Genomic DNA, 19,470 nt, shown 5'->3' with positions numbered 1-19,470 from the left:
AGCCGCCGCAGTCTTGTACTGCGGCTTCTTTCTTTAAAGAAGGTGAATACATTGAAATCAGCTTATATCCATATTCCATTTTGTGAGCATATTTGCCACTACTGCGATTTCAATAAATATTTTATTCAAAGCCAGCCTGTCGGCGAGTATTTAAACGCACTCGAGAAGGAAATGATAAATACGATAGAAAAAACGGGGCAGCCTGATCTGCATACGATTTTTATCGGAGGAGGCACGCCGACATCCCTCTCTGAAGACCAGCTCGAAAAATTAATGGACATGGTCAGCCGTGTGCTGAAGCCTTCAGGCGCCTTAATAGAGTTCGCTGTTGAAGCGAACCCGGACGACCTATCGGCAGAAAAACTGAAAATACTTAAGGAAGCGGGCGTTAATCGTTTAAGCTTCGGTGTGCAAACATTCGAAGACGACCTTCTAGAAAAAATCGGACGGGTCCATAAACAAAAAGACGTATTTGCCTCTTTTGAACGTGCACGGGAAATTGGTTTTGAAAATATCAGTCTCGATTTGATGTTCGGTCTCCCCGGACAAACGCTTAAACACCTTGACCACTCTTTAAAAACTGCTTTATCCCTGAACGCAGAGCATTATTCCGTTTACTCTCTCATTGTAGAACCGAAAACGGTATTTTATAATTTGATGCAAAAAGGGCGGCTTCATCTGCCGGCGCAGGAACAGGAAGCCGAAATGTACGAAACGGTGATGAGCCGGATGGAAAAGGCCGGTATTCACCAATATGAAATCAGCAATTTTGCGAAACAAGGCATGGAATCTAAGCATAACCTCACGTACTGGAGCAACGAGGAATATTTCGGCTTCGGAGCAGGAGCCCACGGGTATATCGGCGGAATTCGAACAGTAAACGTCGGACCTGTTAAACATTACATTGATCTGATAGCTGAAAAAGGTTTTCCTTATCGGGATACACATGAAGTGACGATGGAAGAACAAATTGAAGAAGAGATGTTTTTAGGGTTAAGAAAAACATCCGGAGTCAGCAAAAAACGGTTTGCGGAGAAATACGGCCGTTCTCTTGATAAACTTTTTCCCGGCATTTTAAAAGAGCTTTCTGAAAAGGGACTGATTATCAATACGGAGTCTGCCGTTTGTTTGACTCATCAGGGAAAATTATTGGGTAATGAAGTTTTTGGCGCTTTTTTGGGTGAGTTATAATTGACATTTTTCTTGTGGTTTGATACTTTTGTTATAGATTTAGCACTCGCTTGTTGAGAGTGCTAACAGAGGTGATGATGATGTTAACCAATCGTCAGCTGCTGATCCTTCAGGTCATAATCAACGATTTTATTAAATCGGCGCAGCCCGTCGGATCAAGAACTCTTTCGAAAAAAGATGAAATCACATTTAGCTCTGCAACAATAAGAAACGAGATGGCTGACTTGGAAGAACTGGGATTCATTGAGAAAACCCACTCTTCCTCAGGACGTGTTCCGTCGGAAAAAGGGTACCGGTACTATGTTGATCATTTGCTGTCGCCCGTCAAACTGACAAAAACCGACCTAGACCAAATCCACTCGATCTTCAAAGAAAAAATATTCGAGCTGGAAAAGACAGTTCAAAAATCAGCACAAATTTTGTCCGATCTTACGAATTATACGTCTATCGTGCTCGGGCCGACCCTGAGCGAGAATTATCTTAAACAGATTCAAATCATACCGATTCAGCCCGATAAAGCGGTAGCCATTCTCGTTACCAATACGGGGCATGTGGAAAACAAAACGATTAATTTTCCAACCAAAATGGATCTGTCTGATATTGAAAAGCTGGTAAATATACTGAACGACCGTTTAACCGGTGTTCCGATGGATGAACTGAATGAACGCATTTTTAAAGAAGTTGTCATGTACTTAAGGCAGCACATTAAGAACTATGACAACATACTTGAAGCGCTGCGTTCAACATTTCATTCGACAAGTCACGTTGAAAAATTGTTTTTCGGCGGGAAAATTAATATGCTGAACCAGCCGGAGTTCCATGATATCGGGAGAGTGCGGTCGTTGCTTTCTCTGATTGAAAAGGAGCAGGACGTGTTGAAGCTTGTCCAATCTTCAGATACGGGCATTTCAATTAAGATCGGAAAAGAAAACGACTATGAAGAGATGGAAAACTGCAGCCTGATTACTGCCTCATATTCAGTAGATAAGAAGCAAATAGGCTCAATTGCGATCATTGGACCAACCCGCATGAATTATTCAAGGGTCGTCAGTCTGCTTCAGCATGTGACTTCAGACTTGTCAAAAGCATTAACAAGTTTGTATGATGAATAAGGGAAAATTGGCAAATTTTATCGAAGGGCATCACCCGCCCTTCTCCTTACACTTTTGAGGGAGGTGAACACAATGTCAGAAGAAAAACAAACCGCGGAACAAAACGAAACAGAAGAACAAGAAGTAATCGAAGAACAAGCTGCCGCTGAAGAACAGCAGGAAGAAACAAACGAAAGCGAACTTCTTCAAAATCAAATTAACGAATTGCAAGGTTTGCTTGAGGAAAAGGAAAACAAACTTTTGCGTGTTCAAGCAGACTTTGAAAACTATAAACGACGCAGCCGTTTAGAAATGGAAGCGTCCCAGAAATACCGTTCTCAAAACATCGTTACTGAATTGCTGCCGGCTCTTGACAGCTTTGAAAGAGCGCTTCATGTTGAAGCCGACAATGAACAGACGAAAAGTTTGCTTCAAGGAATGGAAATGGTCCACCGCCAGCTCGTAGAAGCCTTGAAAAAAGAAGGTGTAGAAGCAATCGAAGCTGTAGGACAGGAATTTGATCCGAACCTTCACCAAGCCGTTATGCAGGCTGAGGATGAAAACTATGGCTCCAACATTGTTGTTGAGGAAATGCAAAAAGGCTACAAGCTGAAGGATCGCGTCATTCGCCCTTCCATGGTAAAAGTGAATCAATAATTACATAGCAGGAGGTTATTCAAGTGAGTAAAGTTATCGGAATCGACTTAGGTACAACAAACTCATGTGTGGCAGTGCTTGAAGGCGGCGAGCCTAAAGTCATTGCTAACGCTGAAGGGAACCGCACAACTCCATCTGTTGTTGCGTTCAAAAACGGCGAACGCCAAGTAGGGGAAGTGGCTAAACGCCAATCTATTACAAACCCTAACACAATTATGTCTGTTAAACGCCATATGGGTACAGATTATAAAGTTGAAATTGAAGGAAAAGATTACACTCCTCAAGAAGTGTCTGCTATCATCCTTCAACACCTTAAATCATACGCTGAAAGCTATCTTGGCGAAACAGTATCAAAAGCAGTTATCACAGTTCCTGCATACTTTAACGATGCTGAGCGTCAAGCGACAAAAGACGCTGGTAAAATCGCAGGTCTTGAAGTAGAACGTATCATCAACGAGCCGACTGCAGCAGCGCTTGCATACGGACTTGATAAAACAGATGAAGATCAAACAATCCTAGTATACGACCTTGGCGGCGGTACATTCGACGTTTCCATCCTTGAGCTGGGCGACGGTGTATTTGAAGTTCGTTCAACTGCCGGCGACAATCGTCTAGGCGGGGACGATTTTGACCAAGTCATCATCGATCACCTTGTATCTGAATTCAAAAAAGAAAACGGCATTGATCTGTCTAAAGATAAAATGGCGCTACAGCGTTTGAAAGACGCAGCTGAAAAAGCGAAAAAAGATCTTTCCGGCGTATCTTCTACGCAAATTTCTTTACCGTTTATCACAGCTGGAGAAGCAGGACCGCTTCACCTTGAACTGACATTAACTCGCGCTAAATTCGAAGAGCTTTCTTCTCATTTAGTAGAGCGCACAATGGGCCCTGTCCGTCAAGCGCTTCAAGATGCAGGACTTTCTGCAAGCGAAATCGACAAAGTCATCCTTGTCGGAGGATCAACTCGTATCCCTGCCGTACAAGAAGCAATCAAAAAAGAAACTGGAAAAGAAGCACATAAAGGCGTAAACCCGGATGAAGTTGTAGCGCTTGGTGCTGCAATTCAGGGCGGCGTTATCACTGGTGATGTAAAAGACGTAGTTCTTCTTGACGTTACACCGCTTTCTCTCGGTATTGAAACAATGGGCGGCGTATTCACAAAACTGATCGACCGCAACACAACAATTCCGACAAGCAAATCACAAGTGTTCTCAACTGCTGCTGATAACCAAACAGCTGTTGATATCCATGTTCTTCAAGGTGAGCGCCCAATGTCTGCCGACAACAAAACACTCGGCCGCTTCCAGCTTACTGATATCCCGCCAGCACCGCGCGGCGTGCCTCAAATCGAAGTTTCCTTCGATATTGACAAAAACGGTATCGTAAACGTAAGAGCAAAAGACTTAGGCACAGGAAAAGAACAAAATATCACAATCAAATCTTCTTCAGGTCTTTCTGATGATGAGATCGAACGCATGGTAAAAGAGGCGGAAGAAAATGCTGACGCTGATGCGAAGAAAAAAGAAGAAATCGAAGTCCGCAACGAAGCAGATCAGCTTGTTTTCCAAACTGAGAAAACATTAAAAGATCTAGAAGGCAAAGTGGACGAAGAACAAGTGAAAAAAGCCAACGATGCCAAAGACGCTTTAAAAGCAGCAATTGAGAAAAACGAATTTGAAGAGATCAAAGCGAAAAAAGATGAGCTTCAAACAATCGTTCAAGAGCTTTCTATGAAGCTTTATGAAGAAGCTGCTAAGGCACAGCAAGCTCAAGGCGGAGAAAACGCTGAAGGCAAAGCGGATGACAACGTTGTCGACGCTGAATACGAAGAAGTAAACGACGATCAAAACAAAAAATAAGTTCTTTTTAGAGTCAGTCCCGCTTCTGGGACTGACAAAAAGAACACATTTCATAATCTGATTCAATGGTTAGAAAGTCAAAGTCAGGCATCTCTTGGCTTTGACTTTTTTTCTTGCCCGGGATAAAAGGAATTGAAAAATCATAATTCAAAATGATACAATCTAATTTATGTGAGAAATTCGGGAGAGTGAAGTAGATGAGTAAGCGTGATTACTATGAAGTGCTGGGTGTAAGTAAGAGCGCTTCAAAGGATGAAATAAAAAAGGCTTATCGAAAGCTGTCGAAAAAATATCATCCTGACATTAACAAAGAAGCCGGATCAGATGAAAAGTTTAAAGAAGTCAAAGAAGCATACGAAACGCTGTCTGATGATCAAAAACGGTCTCATTACGACCAATTTGGCCATACTGATCCTAACCAAGGCTTCGGCGGCGGCGGTTTTGGCGGCGGCGACTTCGGCGGTTTTGGTTTCGATGATATTTTCTCAAGTATTTTCGGCGGCGGCACTAGACGAAGAGATCCAAATGCACCGCGTCAAGGGGCGGATTTGCAATATACGATGACTCTGTCATTTGAGGACGCCGTTTTCGGAAAAGAAACGACAATCGAGATTCCGCGTGAGGAAACGTGCGATACATGTAAAGGCTCAGGGGCAAAACCTGGTACAAAACCGGAAACGTGCTCGCACTGTGGAGGCTCCGGCCAGCTAAATGTGGAGCAAAACACGCCGTTTGGAAAAGTTGTCAACAGACGAGTGTGCCACCACTGCGAAGGTACGGGTAAAATCATTAAAAACAAATGTGCGGATTGCGGCGGCAAAGGAAAAATCAAAAAACGCAAAAAAATCAACGTCACAATTCCTGCCGGTGTAGATGACGGGCAGCAGCTGCGTCTCTCAGGACAGGGTGAACCAGGCGTAAACGGCGGCCCTGCAGGGGATTTATTTGTCGTATTCCACGTGCGCGCCCACGAATTCTTTGAGCGCGACGGAGATGATATTTACTGTGAAATGCCGTTAACGTTTGCTCAAGCCGCTCTTGGAGATGAAGTGGAAGTTCCGACGCTTCACGGGAAAGTGAAATTGAAAATTCCTGCCGGTACACAAACAGGAACAAAGTTCAGATTAAGAGGCAAAGGCGTTCAAAATGTCAGAGGCTATGGACAGGGTGACCAGCATATCGTCGTCCGCGTTGTCACGCCGACAAACTTGACAGATAAACAAAAAGATATTATCCGTGAATTTGCCGAAGTCAGCGGAAACCTGCCTGATGAACAGGAAATGAGTTTCTTTGATAAGGTAAAACGCGCGTTTAAAGGCGATTAATTATTGGATGAGGAGTTGGTAGTTTTGAAATGGTCCGAATTAAGCATTCACACAACACATGAAGCGGTCGAACCTATCTCAAATATTTTGCATGAAGCTGGTGCGAGTGGGGTTGTGATAGAGGACCCGCTTGATTTAATTAAAGAACGTGAGAATGTATACGGGGAAATCTACCAGCTCGACCCCAATGATTATCCGAACGAGGGTGTCATTGTTAAAGCGTATCTGCCGGTCAACAGCTTTCTTGGAGAAACGGTAGATGGCATTAAAGAAACAATTAATAATCTGCTTCTTTATGATATTGATTTGGGCAAAAACCATATCACCATTTCCGAAGTGAACGAAGAGGAATGGGCGACTGCCTGGAAAAAGTATTACCATCCTGTGAAAATTTCTGAAAAGTTTACGATTGTACCAACGTGGGAGGAATATACGCCGGTACACACGGATGAGCTGATTATTGAAATGGACCCGGGAATGGCCTTCGGAACAGGCACACACCCGACAACCGTACTTTGTATTCAGGCGCTTGAACGCTTTGTGCAAAAGGGTGATAAGGTGATTGATGTAGGCACAGGCTCCGGAATTTTAAGTATTGCGGCTGCAATGCTTGAGGCTGAATCGGTTCATGCCTATGATCTTGATCCCGTTGCTGTAGAAAGCGCACGTCTCAATTTGAAGTTAAACAAGGTTAGCGATATAGCTCAAGTCAAACAAAATAATTTGTTAGACGGGATTTCAGGAGAACATGATGTGATCGTTGCCAACATTTTGGCTGAAGTTATCCTTCGTTTTACTTCACAGGCCTATCATCTGCTGAAAGACGGCGGGCACTTTATTACTTCAGGAATTATCGGCCAAAAAAAGCAAGAGGTAAAAGAAGCATTGGAACAGGCTGGTTTTACCATTGTGGAAATCCTCTCAATGGAAGATTGGGTCAGCATTATTGCGAAAAAATAACAGTTAGTAGGTGTCACAGCGTATGCAACGATATTTTATCGAGCTCACGAAGCAGCAAATGGAGGAAGCGCCGGCTATTTCAATTACCGGAGAAGATGTTCATCATATTGTCAATGTCATGAGAATGAACGAGGGAGACCAAATTATCTGCTGCTCTCAGGACGGCTTCGAAGCAAAATGTGAACTTCAATCTGTTTCCAAAGAAAAAGTGTCCTGTCTTATGATAGAATGGACGAATGAAAACAGAGAGCTTCCGATAAAGGTTTATATTGCAAGCGGCCTCCCGAAAGGGGACAAACTGGAATGGATTATCCAAAAGGGGACTGAGCTGGGAGCTCATGCCTTTATTCCTCTGCAAGCCGCACGTTCTGTTGTCAAGCTGGATGACAAGAAAGCGAAGAAAAAGCGGGAAAGATGGACAAAAATTGCGAAGGAAGCGGCGGAGCAATCGTACCGAAACGAAATGCCGCAAGTGCTGGATATCCATTCCTTTCAACTGCTTCTTGACAAGGTGCAGAATTTCGATAAATGTGTCGTTGCATACGAAGAGTCATCGAAGCAAGGAGAAACAAGCTCGTTCAGCGCAGTTGTAAGCAGCCTTCCGAAAGGATCATCCCTTTTGATCGTATTCGGTCCCGAAGGCGGTTTAACAGAAGCGGAGGTTGAGCGGCTCACGGCGAAAAACGCTGTTCCGTGCGGCCTCGGACCGAGAATTTTAAGAACAGAAACCGCTCCGCTATACGCGCTGAGCGCGATTTCTTATCATACAGAGTTATTAAGAGGTGATCAATAATGGCAACTGTTGCGTTCCATACGCTTGGCTGCAAAGTCAATCATTATGAAACAGAAGCAATCTGGCAGCTTTTCAAAGATGCGGGCTATGAAAGAAGAGACTTTGAACAAACAGCTGACGTATATGTCATTAATACATGTACAGTAACAAATACGGGAGATAAAAAAAGCCGCCAAGTGATCAGACGCGCCATTCGTCAAAATCCTGACGGCGTCATCTGCGTCACAGGCTGTTATGCGCAAACCTCGCCAGCGGAGATTATGGCAATCCCGGGCGTTGACATTGTAGTCGGAACTCAGGATCGTGAAAAAATGCTCGGCTACATCGATCAATATCGTGAAGAGCGTCAGCCGATCAATGGCGTCAGCAACATTATGAAAGCTAGAGTATATGAAGAGCTTGATGTACCTGCTTTCACAGACCGGACAAGAGCGTCATTAAAAATACAGGAAGGCTGCAATAACTTCTGCACGTTCTGTATCATTCCGTGGGCGCGCGGACTTCTCCGTTCACGTGACCCGGAGGAAGTCATTAAACAAGCACAGCAGCTTGTTGATGCGGGTTATAAAGAAATCGTACTTACTGGTATTCATACAGGCGGCTACGGTGAAGATATGAAAGATTACAACTTTGCCAAGCTTTTGAGAGAACTTGACGCCCGTGTTCAAGGCGTGAAACGGATCAGAATTTCGTCCATCGAGGCAAGCCAGATCACAGACGAAGTGATTGAAGTTTTAGACCGTTCAGATAAGATTGTGCGCCATTTGCACATTCCGATTCAATCCGGGTCAAACACAGTGCTTAAACGGATGAGACGCAAATACACGATGGAATTTTTCGCTGACCGTTTAAATAAACTGAAAAAAGCACTTCCGGGCTTAGCCGTAACCTCCGATGTCATTGTTGGCTTCCCTGGCGAAACAGAAGAAGAGTTTATGGAAACCTATAACTTTATTAAAGAAAACAGATTCTCTGAACTTCATGTGTTTCCTTACAGCAAACGTACGGGAACGCCAGCTGCGCGGATGGAAGACCAGGTGGATGAAAACGTCAAAAATGAACGTGTACACCGCTTGATTGCACTTTCTGACCAGCTTGCGAAGGAATATGCCTCTGATTATGAAAATGAAGTCCTCGAAATTATCCCTGAGGAAGCATTTAAAGAATCAGATGAAGAAAACATGTATGTCGGCTACACAGACAACTACATGAAAGTTGTTTTCAAGGGCACGGAAGACATGATCGGCAAAATCGTGAAAGTAAAAATACTTAAAGCAGGCTATCCATACAACGAAGGACAGTTTGTCCGTGTTGTTGAGGATGACATAACAGAACAAATGCGTATGTCTTCTTAACCTGAAAAAACCGGTGCATCTAAATGTGCCGGTTTTTTATGTTCAGTTTTTAACTGGGATAAGCCATTTGATAAGGCTGTAAAACAAGTTGGTAAGCGGCAAAAATAAGAGAGCTGATACAACATTAAATAGCAGACTGAAATGGGCAATTCTTTGGGCAGGGTCAGCCGAGAGCTGTTCAACAAAGCCGGTCGCTGCCGCCAAAAACGGGAATACAATTGCTACGCCGATCACGTTAAACAAAACATGGGCGCACGCTGTCTGTTTTGCCGCATATCCGCCGGATACAGCAGCCATGACAGCTGTAATGCATGTCCCGATGTTTGAGCCAAGCACAACGCTCATTGCCTGTGTCAGTCCGATAACGCCTTCATTCATAAAGCTCATCAAAATGCCGATGCAGACAGAACTTGAGTGGATGATAGCAGTTAACACCATGCCGATAAACAAAGCAGACCAGTTTGAGTCGTTCACATGATGAAGAATGCCTGCTCCTGTTTTCAGCTGAGTAAGCGGTTCTGCAAGGCGGCTGAAGCCTGTGATGCAAAAAAAGATAATCCCCAGTCCGAGGAAGCTTGTCCCCAGCTGTTTGAACGGATACCTGCCAGTCAGAAAAAACAGCAAACCGACAATCAAAAGAATCCAAATCAACACATCCATTTTGATTGCAAGAAATTCGGTTGTAAAGGTAGACCCGATATTTGTTCCAAGAATCATCGGTATTGTCCGTTTGAAAGAAAGGGCGCCCGCACTCACAAATCCGATGACAATTACCATAAAGGCGGAGCTGCTTTGGAGAAATCCTGTAAAAACAATACTGATAAGAAATGCCTTTAACGGATGATCCGTAAAAATCAGCAGCTGCTCTTCAATTTTTGAATACGTCAGCGAAATTAAACCTTTCCGAAGCATGTTCATCCCTGCGAGAAAGAATAAGATAAGAGCAGTAAAACTAATCAGAAGCAACATTTTATTCACCAACCCCTTTCTATCATTATATAGACAGGCAGTCCCGCTCATGACGGAAAAGTGAACGCACTTAGTTGACCTGACTGAAGGCTTATATTATAATGTCAAAGTACATGTTTATATGTGTAACTTAAAGGTAGTCGATTGGTGTATTCGGAGGGAGGGAAAGAGAATGTCAAAAACGGTCGTTAGAAAAAACGAATCGCTTGAAGATGCTCTTCGTCGCTTCAAACGCAGTGTATCAAAGACAGGTACTTTGCAAGAAGCAAGAAAGCGTGAATTTTATGAAAAACCTAGCGTAAAGCGCAAGAAAAAGTCTGAAGCTGCTAGAAAACGCAAATTCTAAAAGAGGGTGGATTTATGAGTCTTCTTGAGCGACTTAACCAAGATATGAAGCTATATATGAAAAGCCGTGAGAAAGACAAACTGACTGTCGTTCGAATGGTTAAGGCTTCACTTCAAAACGAAGCAATTAAGCTTAAGAAAGACAGTTTGACCGAGGATGAGGAACTCACTGTCCTTTCTCGTGAACTTAAGCAACGTAAAGACTCCCTCCAGGAATTTTCAAACGCTAATCGTTTAGATTTAGTAGATAAAGTTCAAAAAGAGCTGGACATTTTAGAAGTTTATTTACCACAGCAGCTATCAGAAGAAGAGCTGCGTACAATCGTAAATGAAACCATCGCTGAGGTCGGTGCGAGCTCAAAAGCGGACATGGGCAAAGTGATGGGGGCAATTATGCCTAAAGTAAAAGGTAAAGCTGACGGAAGTTTAATTAATAAACTTGTTAGCAGTCAACTGTCTTAAATGGCGAAGAAAAGGACATCTTTCTAAGAGAGATGTCTTTTTTTATACATAAAAAAATGAAACCTTTGATACATTTGTTACGTATGAAGAGAAGGCACTTACTATACGAGGAAGGAGGGATACATCGCCCTTGCTTCAAACAAAAGGATTCCGAGCGGCTCTTTTGAGCATATTTCTACTATCATTATTAGGAGTTCAGCTGCACACAAAAGCAGAAAAACAAACCGTCTACGTCATTCCCGTTGAAAAAAATGTCGAACAAGGTCTCGCCTCCTTTTTGTCGCGTTCGCTACAAGATGCAGAGGCTGCGCATGCAAACCATATTATTCTTGATATTAACACGCCGGGAGGACTGGTGAAATCAGCTATTGATATTGCGGACACGATCAACGAAACGGATATTCCGATAACTGCTTATGTAAACAAACGGGCATTGTCTGCTGGTGCATATATCGCGTTACAGGCTGACGCCATTTATATGGCACCAGGAGGAAAAATGGGAGCCGCGGCGATCATTGACGGTAAAGGTAATGCTGCTGACAAAAAAGCTGAATCATTTTGGCTTGCGGAGCTGGAAGATGCCGCAGCAAAAAACAACCGTGATCCAAAATATGCGCGTGCCATGGCAGACCCTGATGTAGATGCAAAAGAAGCGGGCGCGCCGAAGGGAGATCTGCTTACGCTGAATGCAGAAAAAGCTGTTGACGTAGGCTATTCGGAAGGAACCGTTAACAATCTTTCCGCGCTTGTGAAGAAGCTTGGATACGAAAATGCACATATCAGCTATGCCGAGGAAAGCTTTGCAGAGAAGGCAGCGAGGTGGCTGACCAGTCCGATTGTTGTTCCTATTTTATTGACAATTGCCTTCTTAGGCCTTACTGTTGAGCTTTTTTCTCCAGGTGTCGGTCTGCCTGGAACAGCCGGATTTATTGCTTTGATCCTGTTTTTTTACGGACATCTTGCAGCGGGTCTTGCCGGATATGAAACGGTTCTCCTCTTTATAGCAGGGGTGATTCTGATCCTGATGGAGATATTCCTCCCCGGAGGAATTATTGGTTTACTTGGCTTGGGAGCAATTGTTGCGAGCTTATTTTTGGCCGCGGGAAGCTTCACAGTCATGGCGGTTTCTCTCTTGATCGCCTCAGCTGTTTCCATTACAGCTTTCATTTTACTGACAAGGGTGTTGGGAAAGCGTATGAAATTCTTTAAGAAACTTATATTAAATGATTCTACAAATACAGAGAGCGGTTATGTATCAAATCAAACGCGCACGGACTTAATCGGCAAGGAGGGCGTGACCTTTACACCGTTGCGTCCCGCGGGAACCGTCATTATTGATGACGAACGTCTTGATGTGGTATCAGAAGGATCATTTACAGCGAAAGATAAAAAAGTAAAAGTAATCAAAGTGGAAGGCTCGCGCATTGTCGTGAGAGAAATTTAAACAGAAACGAGGAGAAGTAGCATGGACCCATCAACATTAATGATACTGGCTATTGTTGTAGTAGGGATCATTGTTTTAGCTGTATTTTTTACATTTGTACCAGTTATGCTCTGGATTTCAGCTTTAGCAGCCGGAGTTAAAATCAGCATTTTCACTTTAGTAGGGATGAGGCTTCGCCGCGTCATACCGAACCGGGTGGTTAATCCGTTAATTAAAGCGCATAAAGCGGGACTCGACGTTGGAACAAACCAGCTTGAAAGCCACTATCTTGCCGGAGGGAATGTAGATAGAGTCGTTAACGCACTTATTGCAGCTCAGCGCGCCAATATTGAGCTTACATTTGCACGCTGTGCTGCCATCGACCTTGCCGGCCGTGATGTATTGGAAGCCGTGCAAATGAGCGTTAATCCGAAGGTCATTGAAACACCATTTATTGCGGGTGTTGCCATGGACGGAATTGAAGTGAAGGCGAAAGCGAGAATTACAGTAAGAGCCAATATTGACCGCCTCGTCGGGGGTGCGGGTGAGGAAACGATTGTAGCCCGTGTAGGCGAAGGGATCGTCTCTACAATCGGTTCATCCGAAAACCACAAAAAAGTGCTGGAGAACCCTGATATGATTTCTCAAACGGTTCTCGGTAAAGGCCTGGATTCAGGAACAGCCTTTGAAATTCTTTCGATTGATATTGCTGATGTTGACATTGGTAAAAACATCGGGGCGATCTTGCAGACGGATCAGGCAGAGGCCGATAAAAATATTGCGCAGGCCAAAGCCGAAGAACGCCGTGCAATGGCTGTTGCTCAAGAACAGGAAATGCGCGCACGTGTAGAAGAAATGCGAGCTAAAGTGGTTGAAGCCGAAGCGGAAGTGCCGCTTGCGATGGCCGAAGCGCTTCGCGAAGGAAATATCGGCGTCATGGACTACATGAATATTAAAAACATTGATGCAGACACAGATATGCGTGATTCATTCGGTAAATTAACGAAAGACCAATCGGATGAAGACCGCAAATCATAATCTCTCTATGCAGAAGGGAGAATATTGATGGAAGATATACTGACGAATCCGCTTGTTATTGCAGTGATTATCGGAATTATTTCCACGATTTTCGGCAAAGTGAAAAAAGAAGAAGAAAAAAACAATCAAAATCAAAAAAGAGAAAAGCCTCAGACCATGAAACCTGCTTCTGTTCAGAATAAACAATCAGCTAAAGAAACGCCTGCTCCTATTCCAAACCGCTTGGAACAGATGAGACAAGAAGCTGAAGAAAGACGAAAGGAAACAGAAAGAAACCTGAAAGGGCTTGAGCGGGATCTTACTGCCGCCAAAAATAAAGCGGTGTACACCAAGCAAAAACTGCTACAGGTCAATAAAGACACTGTGGTGCAAGGCATTGTCTTAGGCGAAGTATTCGGTCCGCCAAGGGCAAAAAAACCTCATCACACAATGCGTGCAGCCCGCAAAAATTAAGTGTTAGAACCCTCTTTCAAATCATACATATGAGATGAAAGGGGGTTCTTTTTGTATGGGGCATAGAAAGAATCGTTTAAAAGCTTGGCTGACAAGAGCATTGGAAATTCCCCCGGACGTTATGATGGATCTGCCGCGGATAACAATGGTCGGCAGACTTCATATCTACATAGAAAACCACAGAGGCCTTCTGCTGTTCAGTGAGAATGAAGTGAGGCTGATGCTGAAGCAGGGCCAGTGCATCATATCAGGAGAAAACTTTGTGATCAAAGCGATTCTTCCGGAAGAAATACTTTTGGAGGGTACGATTGATGTCGTTCGATATGTTGAGTCATAAAGCCGAGGGGGAAATGTTGTGAAAAATAAATGGCTGTCTTTTTTTGAGGGTAAGGTCCAGCTTGAAGTGACGGGACGAGGCATTGAACGGCTCCTTAATGAATGCACAAGAAGAGGGATTCCGATCTTTCATCTGAAAAAAAAGAAAGAAGCCGTCTTGTTATATATACAGCTTCAGGATGTACATGCCTTTCGGCGTGTTAGGAGAGAATTTGACTGTAAAGCCCGTTTTATCAATCGAAAAGGATTCCCGTTCTTATTGCTGAAATCCAAGCTGAATTTAGGATTTACCATTGGTTTTGCGCTTTTTTTTATCCTTTTATTTTTGCTCTCCAATATGGTGTGGAAAATTGAAGTGACTGGCGCAAAGCCTGAAACGGAGCACCAAATGATGCAGCATCTGAAGGGAATAGGCGTCCAAAAAGGGCGATTGCAGTTTTTAATGCAGTCTCCCGAAAAAATACAAAAATCGTTAACCAACGGAATAGACAATATCACTTGGGTCGGAGTCGATTTGAAAGGCACGACCATCCGTATGAAAGTTGTGGAGAAAAATGAGCCGGAAAAAGAAAAGTATGCCAGTCCGCGCCACATTGTCGCCAAAAAGAAAGCAACCATTACAAGAATGTTTGTGCAGAAAGGACAGCCCATGGCCGCAATTCATGATCATGTGGAAAAGGGACAAATGCTTGTCTCCGGCTTAATTGGAAGCGAAGATGAGCAGCAGGAAGTCGCCTCTAAAGCTGAAATTTACGGTGAGACCTGGTACAGATCTGAAGTAACAGTGCCACTTGAAACATTATTTAACGTCTATACGGGCAAAGTAAGGACAAAGCACAAGCTTTCTTTTGGCTCATGGGCTTTCCCGATCTGGGGAATGACGTTTAAAAAAGAGGAATTAAAACATCCAAAAACAGAACAAGAGAAGCATTCGCTTCATTTTCTCGGTTTGGAGCTCCCTGTTTCTTATATCAAAGAGCAAACGAGAGAAAGTGAAGAGGCTTTGCGAAAATATACCGAAGAAGAAGCAGTTCAAGAAGGAATCAAAATGGGTAAACGGGATGTAGAGAATAAAATAGGCGAGGACGGCGAGGTGAAAAGTGAAAAAGTTTTGCACCAGACAGTCGAGAATGGTAAAGTAAAGTTGATTATTCTCTACCAAGTTATAGAAGATATCGTTCAAACCACACCTATTGTCAGGGAGACTGAAGAATGACAGAACATTTACTTGCGATTAATCAAAAACTGAAAAGCCCGGACGAGGCGCTTTCACTGTTCGGGAATCAAGATTCTTTTTTGACACTGATGGAGAAAGATCTGGATGTAAATATCATTACGCGAGGCGAAACGATTTATATTTCAGGCGGTGAAGAATCGTTTCAGATTGCCGACAGGCTGCTGGGATCACTTCTCGCATTAATTCGCAAGGGGATAGAGATCTCTGAACGTGATGTGATTTACGCCATCAAGATGGCAAAAAAGAATGAGCTTGAATATTTTGAAAGCATGTATGAAGAAGAAATTACAAAAAACGCAAAAGGCAAATCGATCCGTGTGAAAACCATGGGACAGCGGGAATACGTAGCAGCCATGAAACGAAATGATCTTGTATTCGGTATTGGCCCGGCTGGAACCGGAAAAACGTATCTTGCTGTCGTAAAAGCAGTCCACGCATTGAAAAACGGACACATTAAAAAAATCATTTTAACAAGACCTGCCGTAGAAGCCGGTGAAAGCCTCGGTTTTTTACCAGGTGACCTGAAAGAGAAAGTAGATCCTTATTTGCGCCCGCTGTATGACGCTCTTCATGATGTGCTTGGAACAGATCATACAGAACGTCTGCTGGAAAGAGGAGTTATTGAAATCGCTCCGCTCGCTTATATGAGAGGCCGGACGCTTGATGATGCCTATGTTATACTTGATGAAGCACAGAACACTACGCCTGCCCAAATGAAAATGTTTTTGACGAGACTGGGTTTTGGCTCTAAAATGATCATTACAGGTGACGTTAGCCAAATTGATCTGCCGAAAGGCGTCAAATCGGGACTTGCAGTAGCGAGAGAGATGCTGAAAGAAATCGACGGCATTTCTGTGATTGAACTGGACCAGACAGACGTGGTCAGACATCCGCTTGTTGCGAAAATTATTGAAGCATACGATAAGCAAAATTAATCCTGAATGACCCGATCGCGCGTTATCGGGTCATTTTTGCTTATCAGCTTGATTTTCTAGAGGAGGTTCTTGTGTTGAAAAAGAAGGGGAAGACCAAAAGCGGCTCAACAAAGTGGCGCGGCTTTAAAAATGCACGCTCCATGCATGTACTGCTGTATCTTCTGCTGGCTGCGATTATGTTCGCATTGCTTTTTGTACATGTGAAGCCGGAATCGCTTGATTTAGACCTGTTTTCAGTCAGCGACAAGACCATTTATGCTCCGGCAACCGTGGAAGATCAAAAAGCGACAGAGGAAAAAAAGCAAGCTGCTGAGGATGCGGTCGAAGATCAATATACCTTAAAGAAGGATTATACAGACAATCGAATTGATCTTGTTTCATCGATATTTGACAGTATTAGTGAAGTGAAAAACTCAGCAGAAGAAGACAGCAGTTCACCATCAGAAAAATCAATGATTAAGTCGGTGAAGAATAAGCTGACGTCAGATGTGAATGATTCTATATCAGAGGAAGCCATCAAGACTTTGCTGAAGGCGGACCATGAAGATTTTTCATTTGTCAGAGATACTGTCATTACAGCAGTAAACTCAGTGATGAGCAGTGAAATCCCGTCGGATAAATTATCTGAAGCAAAAGATAAAGTGGAAAAAGAACTGAAGAGTAATTCTATTCCGTCCAAATATTTGGGAGCCGCCACGGAAATCGGGCGTTACGCCATCATTCCGAATTACGTCTTTGATCCGAAAGCAACAGAGGCAAAGCGCCAGGAAGCGTCAGACAATGTTCAGCAGGTTCAGATCAAACAGGGGCAGGTGCTCGTGGAAGAAAATGACCTCATTGATCGGGAAGTATATAGAAAACTCGAGCTGACCGGATTATTAAATAACTCCAATTTGTTCAAGCCGATCAGCGGTCTATTGATTATGATTGGGCTTTTCATAGCTACACTTGTTTACTATTTCGAAAAACAGAATCAAAATCTGAAATTCAAACAAAAGTCGATCTTATTATTCTCCATTATTACAACGCTTTTACTTGTTATTATGGAGGTTGTCAGTTTATTTCAAAAGATGGAATATAACAATATTGGCTATCTTGTCCCCATTGCGGCCGGCGCGATCTTAATCAAGCTGCTGATGAATGAGCGAATCGCCATTTTAGGAAGTATCATTCTTGCGATTTGCGGAAGTATGATGTTTAATCAAGGTGTGACAGGAACATTTAATTATGTCATTGGTATTTATTATTTGATTAGCGGTATTTCTGGTGTCCTGTTTTTAGGAAAACACAATGGCAGATCAAAAATATTGCAGACTGGACTTTTTGTGGCGTTTATCAATATGATTGTGGTTCTATCTCTATTATTGATTCAAAACACCGCGCTGTCAGGTCTGGAAATCGGGACGCTCATGCTGATGGGAGTTGTGTCGGGCTTTGCTTCCTCTGTATTAATTATCGGGCTTATGCCGTTTTTTGAGACAGGTTTCGGCATTTTGTCCACAATGAGGCTGATTGAGCTATCCAACCCTAACCATCCGCTGCTTCGAAAAATACTGACAGAAACACCAGGTACATATCACCACAGCGTCATGGTCGCTAATTTGTCAGAGGCCGCCTGCGAGGCGGTAGGGGCAAATGGTTTGCTTGCAAGAGTCGGTGCGTATTACCACGACCTTGGGAAAACAAAGCGGCCGCAGTATTTTATTGAAAATCAAATGAATATTGACAATCCGCATGATAAGCTTTCTCCGCAGCTCAGTAAAAATATCATTATTTCGCATACCACTGACGGGGCGAATATGCTGAGGAGCTATAAATTTCCAAAGGAGCTTGTGGATATTGCTGAGCAGCACCACGGGACTTCTCTTTTGAAATTCTTTTATTATAAAGCGAAGGAAAAAGGCGATCAGATTACAGAGGAAGAATTCCGTTACCCGGGGCCGAAGCCGCAGTCAAAAGAAGCCGCGATTATATCAGTGGCAGACAGTGTCGAAGCCGCTGTCAGATCGATGCATAATCCAAATCCTGAACGAATTGAAAAGCTTGTCCGGGGCATTATATCCGATAAGCTTCAGGACGGACAGTTTAGTGAATGCGATTTGACATTTAAAGAGCTTGATACAATCGCAAAAACGCTTTGTGCAACATTAAAAGGAATTTTCCACTCCCGGATTGAATATCCGGAGGCTACTAAGAAGGTGAAATAGATGAGTTTACTGATTGATATCGTAGATGAAACCGGAAGTGTCTCTGACGAGATGCTTAAAGAAGTAGAAAATCTGCTTCAATTTGCCGCTGAGCGCGAAGGAGTTCAGGATCAGGCTGAGGTTTCTGTCACGATCGTTACCAATGAAGACATTCAGCAGATCAATAAAGAGTATCGGGGAAAGGATACGCCGACAGACGTCATTTCATTTGCTCTTGAAGAAGAGGGAGAAGATGAAGTTGAAATTGTCGGTGCTGAGATGCCGCCGGTTTTAGGTGACATTATCATCAGTGCAGATCGTACAAGAGAGCAGGCCGAAGAATATAACCATTCTTTCAAGAGAGAGCTTGGCTTTCTAGCGGTACATGGATTCCTGCATCTTTTAGGATATGACCATATGACGAAAGAGGAAGAAGAGGAGATGTTTACTAAGCAAAAGGATTTGCTGGACGCCTATGGACTCAAGAGATCATAGAAATGAGCTGAAGCGATTCCTAATGAGCTTCGTGCACGCAGGGCGGGGCATATGGAAAACGGCGCGGACGGAGCGGAATTTTCAATTTCATGCCGCGGCTGCCTGCGCCGTTATCATTTGCGGTTTCCTCGTTAATCTCAGCTTGACAGAGTGGGCTATTATTTTTCTTTTGATCGGCGGAATGCTTTCGCTAGAGCTTTTAAATACAGCTATTGAACACACGGTTGATTTAGTAACAGATAAACATCACCCGCTTGCGAAGGCGGCTAAGGACGCTGCTGCCGGGGCTGTTTGCGTTTTTGCCGTGATTTCGTGTATTATTGGTTTACTTATTTTTTTGCCAAAGCTGTAATGGCTGAA

The 19,470-nt window shown here is 43.5% G+C and carries 20 protein-coding genes; 19 read left to right on the top strand and 1 reads right to left on the bottom strand.

Annotated elements, in window-relative coordinates:
* Positions 1-51: 51 nt before the first annotated feature.
* From hemW to mtaB, 8 genes are all read left to right on the top strand, one after another.
* On the top strand, positions 52-1,191 hold the full coding sequence (gene hemW / locus NST56_RS14110) for a radical SAM family heme chaperone HemW (RefSeq protein WP_168748271.1): 1,140 nt from the start codon (positions 52-54) through the stop codon (positions 1,189-1,191).
* Positions 1,192-1,271: 80 nt separating this feature from the next.
* Positions 1,272-2,303: a heat-inducible transcriptional repressor HrcA gene (gene hrcA, locus NST56_RS14105; RefSeq protein WP_010334997.1), complete on the top strand. Its 1,032-nt coding sequence runs from the start codon at positions 1,272-1,274 to the stop codon at positions 2,301-2,303.
* Between the two features lie 72 nt (positions 2,304-2,375).
* Positions 2,376-2,939 (top strand): nucleotide exchange factor GrpE, encoded by a 564-nt coding sequence (grpE, locus tag NST56_RS14100; RefSeq protein WP_010334996.1) that lies wholly within the window; start codon positions 2,376-2,378, stop codon positions 2,937-2,939.
* A 23-nt stretch (positions 2,940-2,962) separates the two neighbouring features.
* The gene (dnaK, locus tag NST56_RS14095; RefSeq protein WP_010334995.1) at positions 2,963-4,798 is read left to right on the top strand and encodes a molecular chaperone DnaK; all 1,836 of its coding nucleotides are present in this window, start codon (positions 2,963-2,965) and stop codon (positions 4,796-4,798) included.
* A 197-nt stretch (positions 4,799-4,995) separates the two neighbouring features.
* A complete protein-coding gene (gene dnaJ / locus NST56_RS14090) occupies positions 4,996-6,123 on the top strand; it encodes a molecular chaperone DnaJ (protein ID WP_010334994.1) in 1,128 nt (375 codons plus the stop codon).
* Between the two features lie 24 nt (positions 6,124-6,147).
* Positions 6,148-7,083 (top strand): 50S ribosomal protein L11 methyltransferase, encoded by a 936-nt coding sequence (prmA, locus tag NST56_RS14085; RefSeq protein ID WP_326331604.1) that lies wholly within the window; start codon positions 6,148-6,150, stop codon positions 7,081-7,083.
* Between the two features lie 22 nt (positions 7,084-7,105).
* Positions 7,106-7,876 carry a 16S rRNA (uracil(1498)-N(3))-methyltransferase gene (locus NST56_RS14080; protein ID WP_339177250.1) on the top strand — a complete coding sequence of 257 codons (771 nt, stop codon included), beginning with the start codon at positions 7,106-7,108 and terminating at the stop codon, positions 7,874-7,876.
* On the top strand, positions 7,876-9,231 hold the full coding sequence (mtaB, locus tag NST56_RS14075; protein ID WP_010334991.1) for a tRNA (N(6)-L-threonylcarbamoyladenosine(37)-C(2))-methylthiotransferase MtaB: 1,356 nt from the start codon (positions 7,876-7,878) through the stop codon (positions 9,229-9,231). The genes NST56_RS14080 and mtaB overlap by 1 nt, the downstream gene beginning before the upstream one ends.
* Before the next feature lie 42 nt (positions 9,232-9,273).
* On the opposite strand, the gene NST56_RS14070 is transcribed toward mtaB, so the two are convergent.
* Positions 9,274-10,200, bottom strand: coding sequence for a Na/Pi symporter (locus NST56_RS14070; protein ID WP_010334990.1), 927 nt, complete (start codon positions 10,198-10,200; stop codon positions 9,274-9,276).
* A gap of 172 nt (positions 10,201-10,372) precedes the next feature.
* Between NST56_RS14070 and rpsU the strand changes: the two genes are divergently transcribed.
* The 11 genes from rpsU to NST56_RS14015 all read left to right on the top strand — a co-directional run bounded on the left by rpsU (position 10,373) and on the right by NST56_RS14015 (position 19,462).
* Positions 10,373-10,546, top strand: a complete 174-nt coding sequence (gene rpsU, locus NST56_RS14065; RefSeq protein ID WP_003152957.1) for a 30S ribosomal protein S21 — start codon at positions 10,373-10,375, stop codon at positions 10,544-10,546.
* 14 nt (positions 10,547-10,560) lie between these two features.
* A complete protein-coding gene (locus NST56_RS14060) occupies positions 10,561-11,007 on the top strand; it encodes a GatB/YqeY domain-containing protein (protein WP_010334989.1) in 447 nt (148 codons plus the stop codon).
* 130 nt (positions 11,008-11,137) lie between these two features.
* Positions 11,138-12,451, top strand: coding sequence for a nodulation protein NfeD (locus NST56_RS14055; protein ID WP_268445836.1), 1,314 nt, complete (start codon positions 11,138-11,140; stop codon positions 12,449-12,451).
* Between the two features lie 21 nt (positions 12,452-12,472).
* Positions 12,473-13,468, top strand: a complete 996-nt coding sequence (gene floA / locus NST56_RS14050; protein WP_268445838.1) for a flotillin-like protein FloA — start codon at positions 12,473-12,475, stop codon at positions 13,466-13,468.
* A gap of 27 nt (positions 13,469-13,495) precedes the next feature.
* Positions 13,496-13,921 carry a hypothetical protein gene (locus NST56_RS14045; RefSeq protein WP_268451090.1) on the top strand — a complete coding sequence of 142 codons (426 nt, stop codon included), beginning with the start codon at positions 13,496-13,498 and terminating at the stop codon, positions 13,919-13,921.
* A 55-nt stretch (positions 13,922-13,976) separates the two neighbouring features.
* Entirely contained in the window at positions 13,977-14,258 is a 282-nt protein-coding gene (yqfC, locus tag NST56_RS14040) for a sporulation protein YqfC (protein WP_010334985.1), read from the top strand.
* A gap of 18 nt (positions 14,259-14,276) precedes the next feature.
* The gene (yqfD, locus tag NST56_RS14035) at positions 14,277-15,473 is read left to right on the top strand and encodes a sporulation protein YqfD (protein ID WP_029441370.1); all 1,197 of its coding nucleotides are present in this window, start codon (positions 14,277-14,279) and stop codon (positions 15,471-15,473) included.
* Entirely contained in the window at positions 15,470-16,429 is a 960-nt protein-coding gene (locus NST56_RS14030; protein WP_268445842.1) for a PhoH family protein, read from the top strand. Before yqfD ends, NST56_RS14030 begins: the two co-directional genes overlap by 4 nt.
* A 71-nt stretch (positions 16,430-16,500) precedes the next feature.
* Positions 16,501-18,636, top strand: coding sequence for a cyclic-di-AMP phosphodiesterase PgpH (gene pgpH, locus NST56_RS14025; protein WP_081720840.1), 2,136 nt, complete (start codon positions 16,501-16,503; stop codon positions 18,634-18,636).
* Entirely contained in the window at positions 18,637-19,110 is a 474-nt protein-coding gene (ybeY, locus tag NST56_RS14020; protein ID WP_268445844.1) for an rRNA maturation RNase YbeY, read from the top strand. It abuts the gene before it with no gap.
* Positions 19,091-19,462 (top strand): diacylglycerol kinase family protein, encoded by a 372-nt coding sequence (locus NST56_RS14015; RefSeq protein WP_229146823.1) that lies wholly within the window; start codon positions 19,091-19,093, stop codon positions 19,460-19,462. Before ybeY ends, NST56_RS14015 begins: the two co-directional genes overlap by 20 nt.
* The last annotated feature ends 8 nt before the right edge of the window (positions 19,463-19,470 follow it).

Origin of the sequence: Bacillus sp. FSL R5-0560 (assembly GCF_037966305.1) — a bacterium.
Classification (GTDB): domain Bacteria; phylum Bacillota; class Bacilli; order Bacillales; family Bacillaceae; genus Bacillus; species Bacillus mojavensis.
This window is presented reverse-complemented; position numbering and strand designations above follow the sequence as displayed.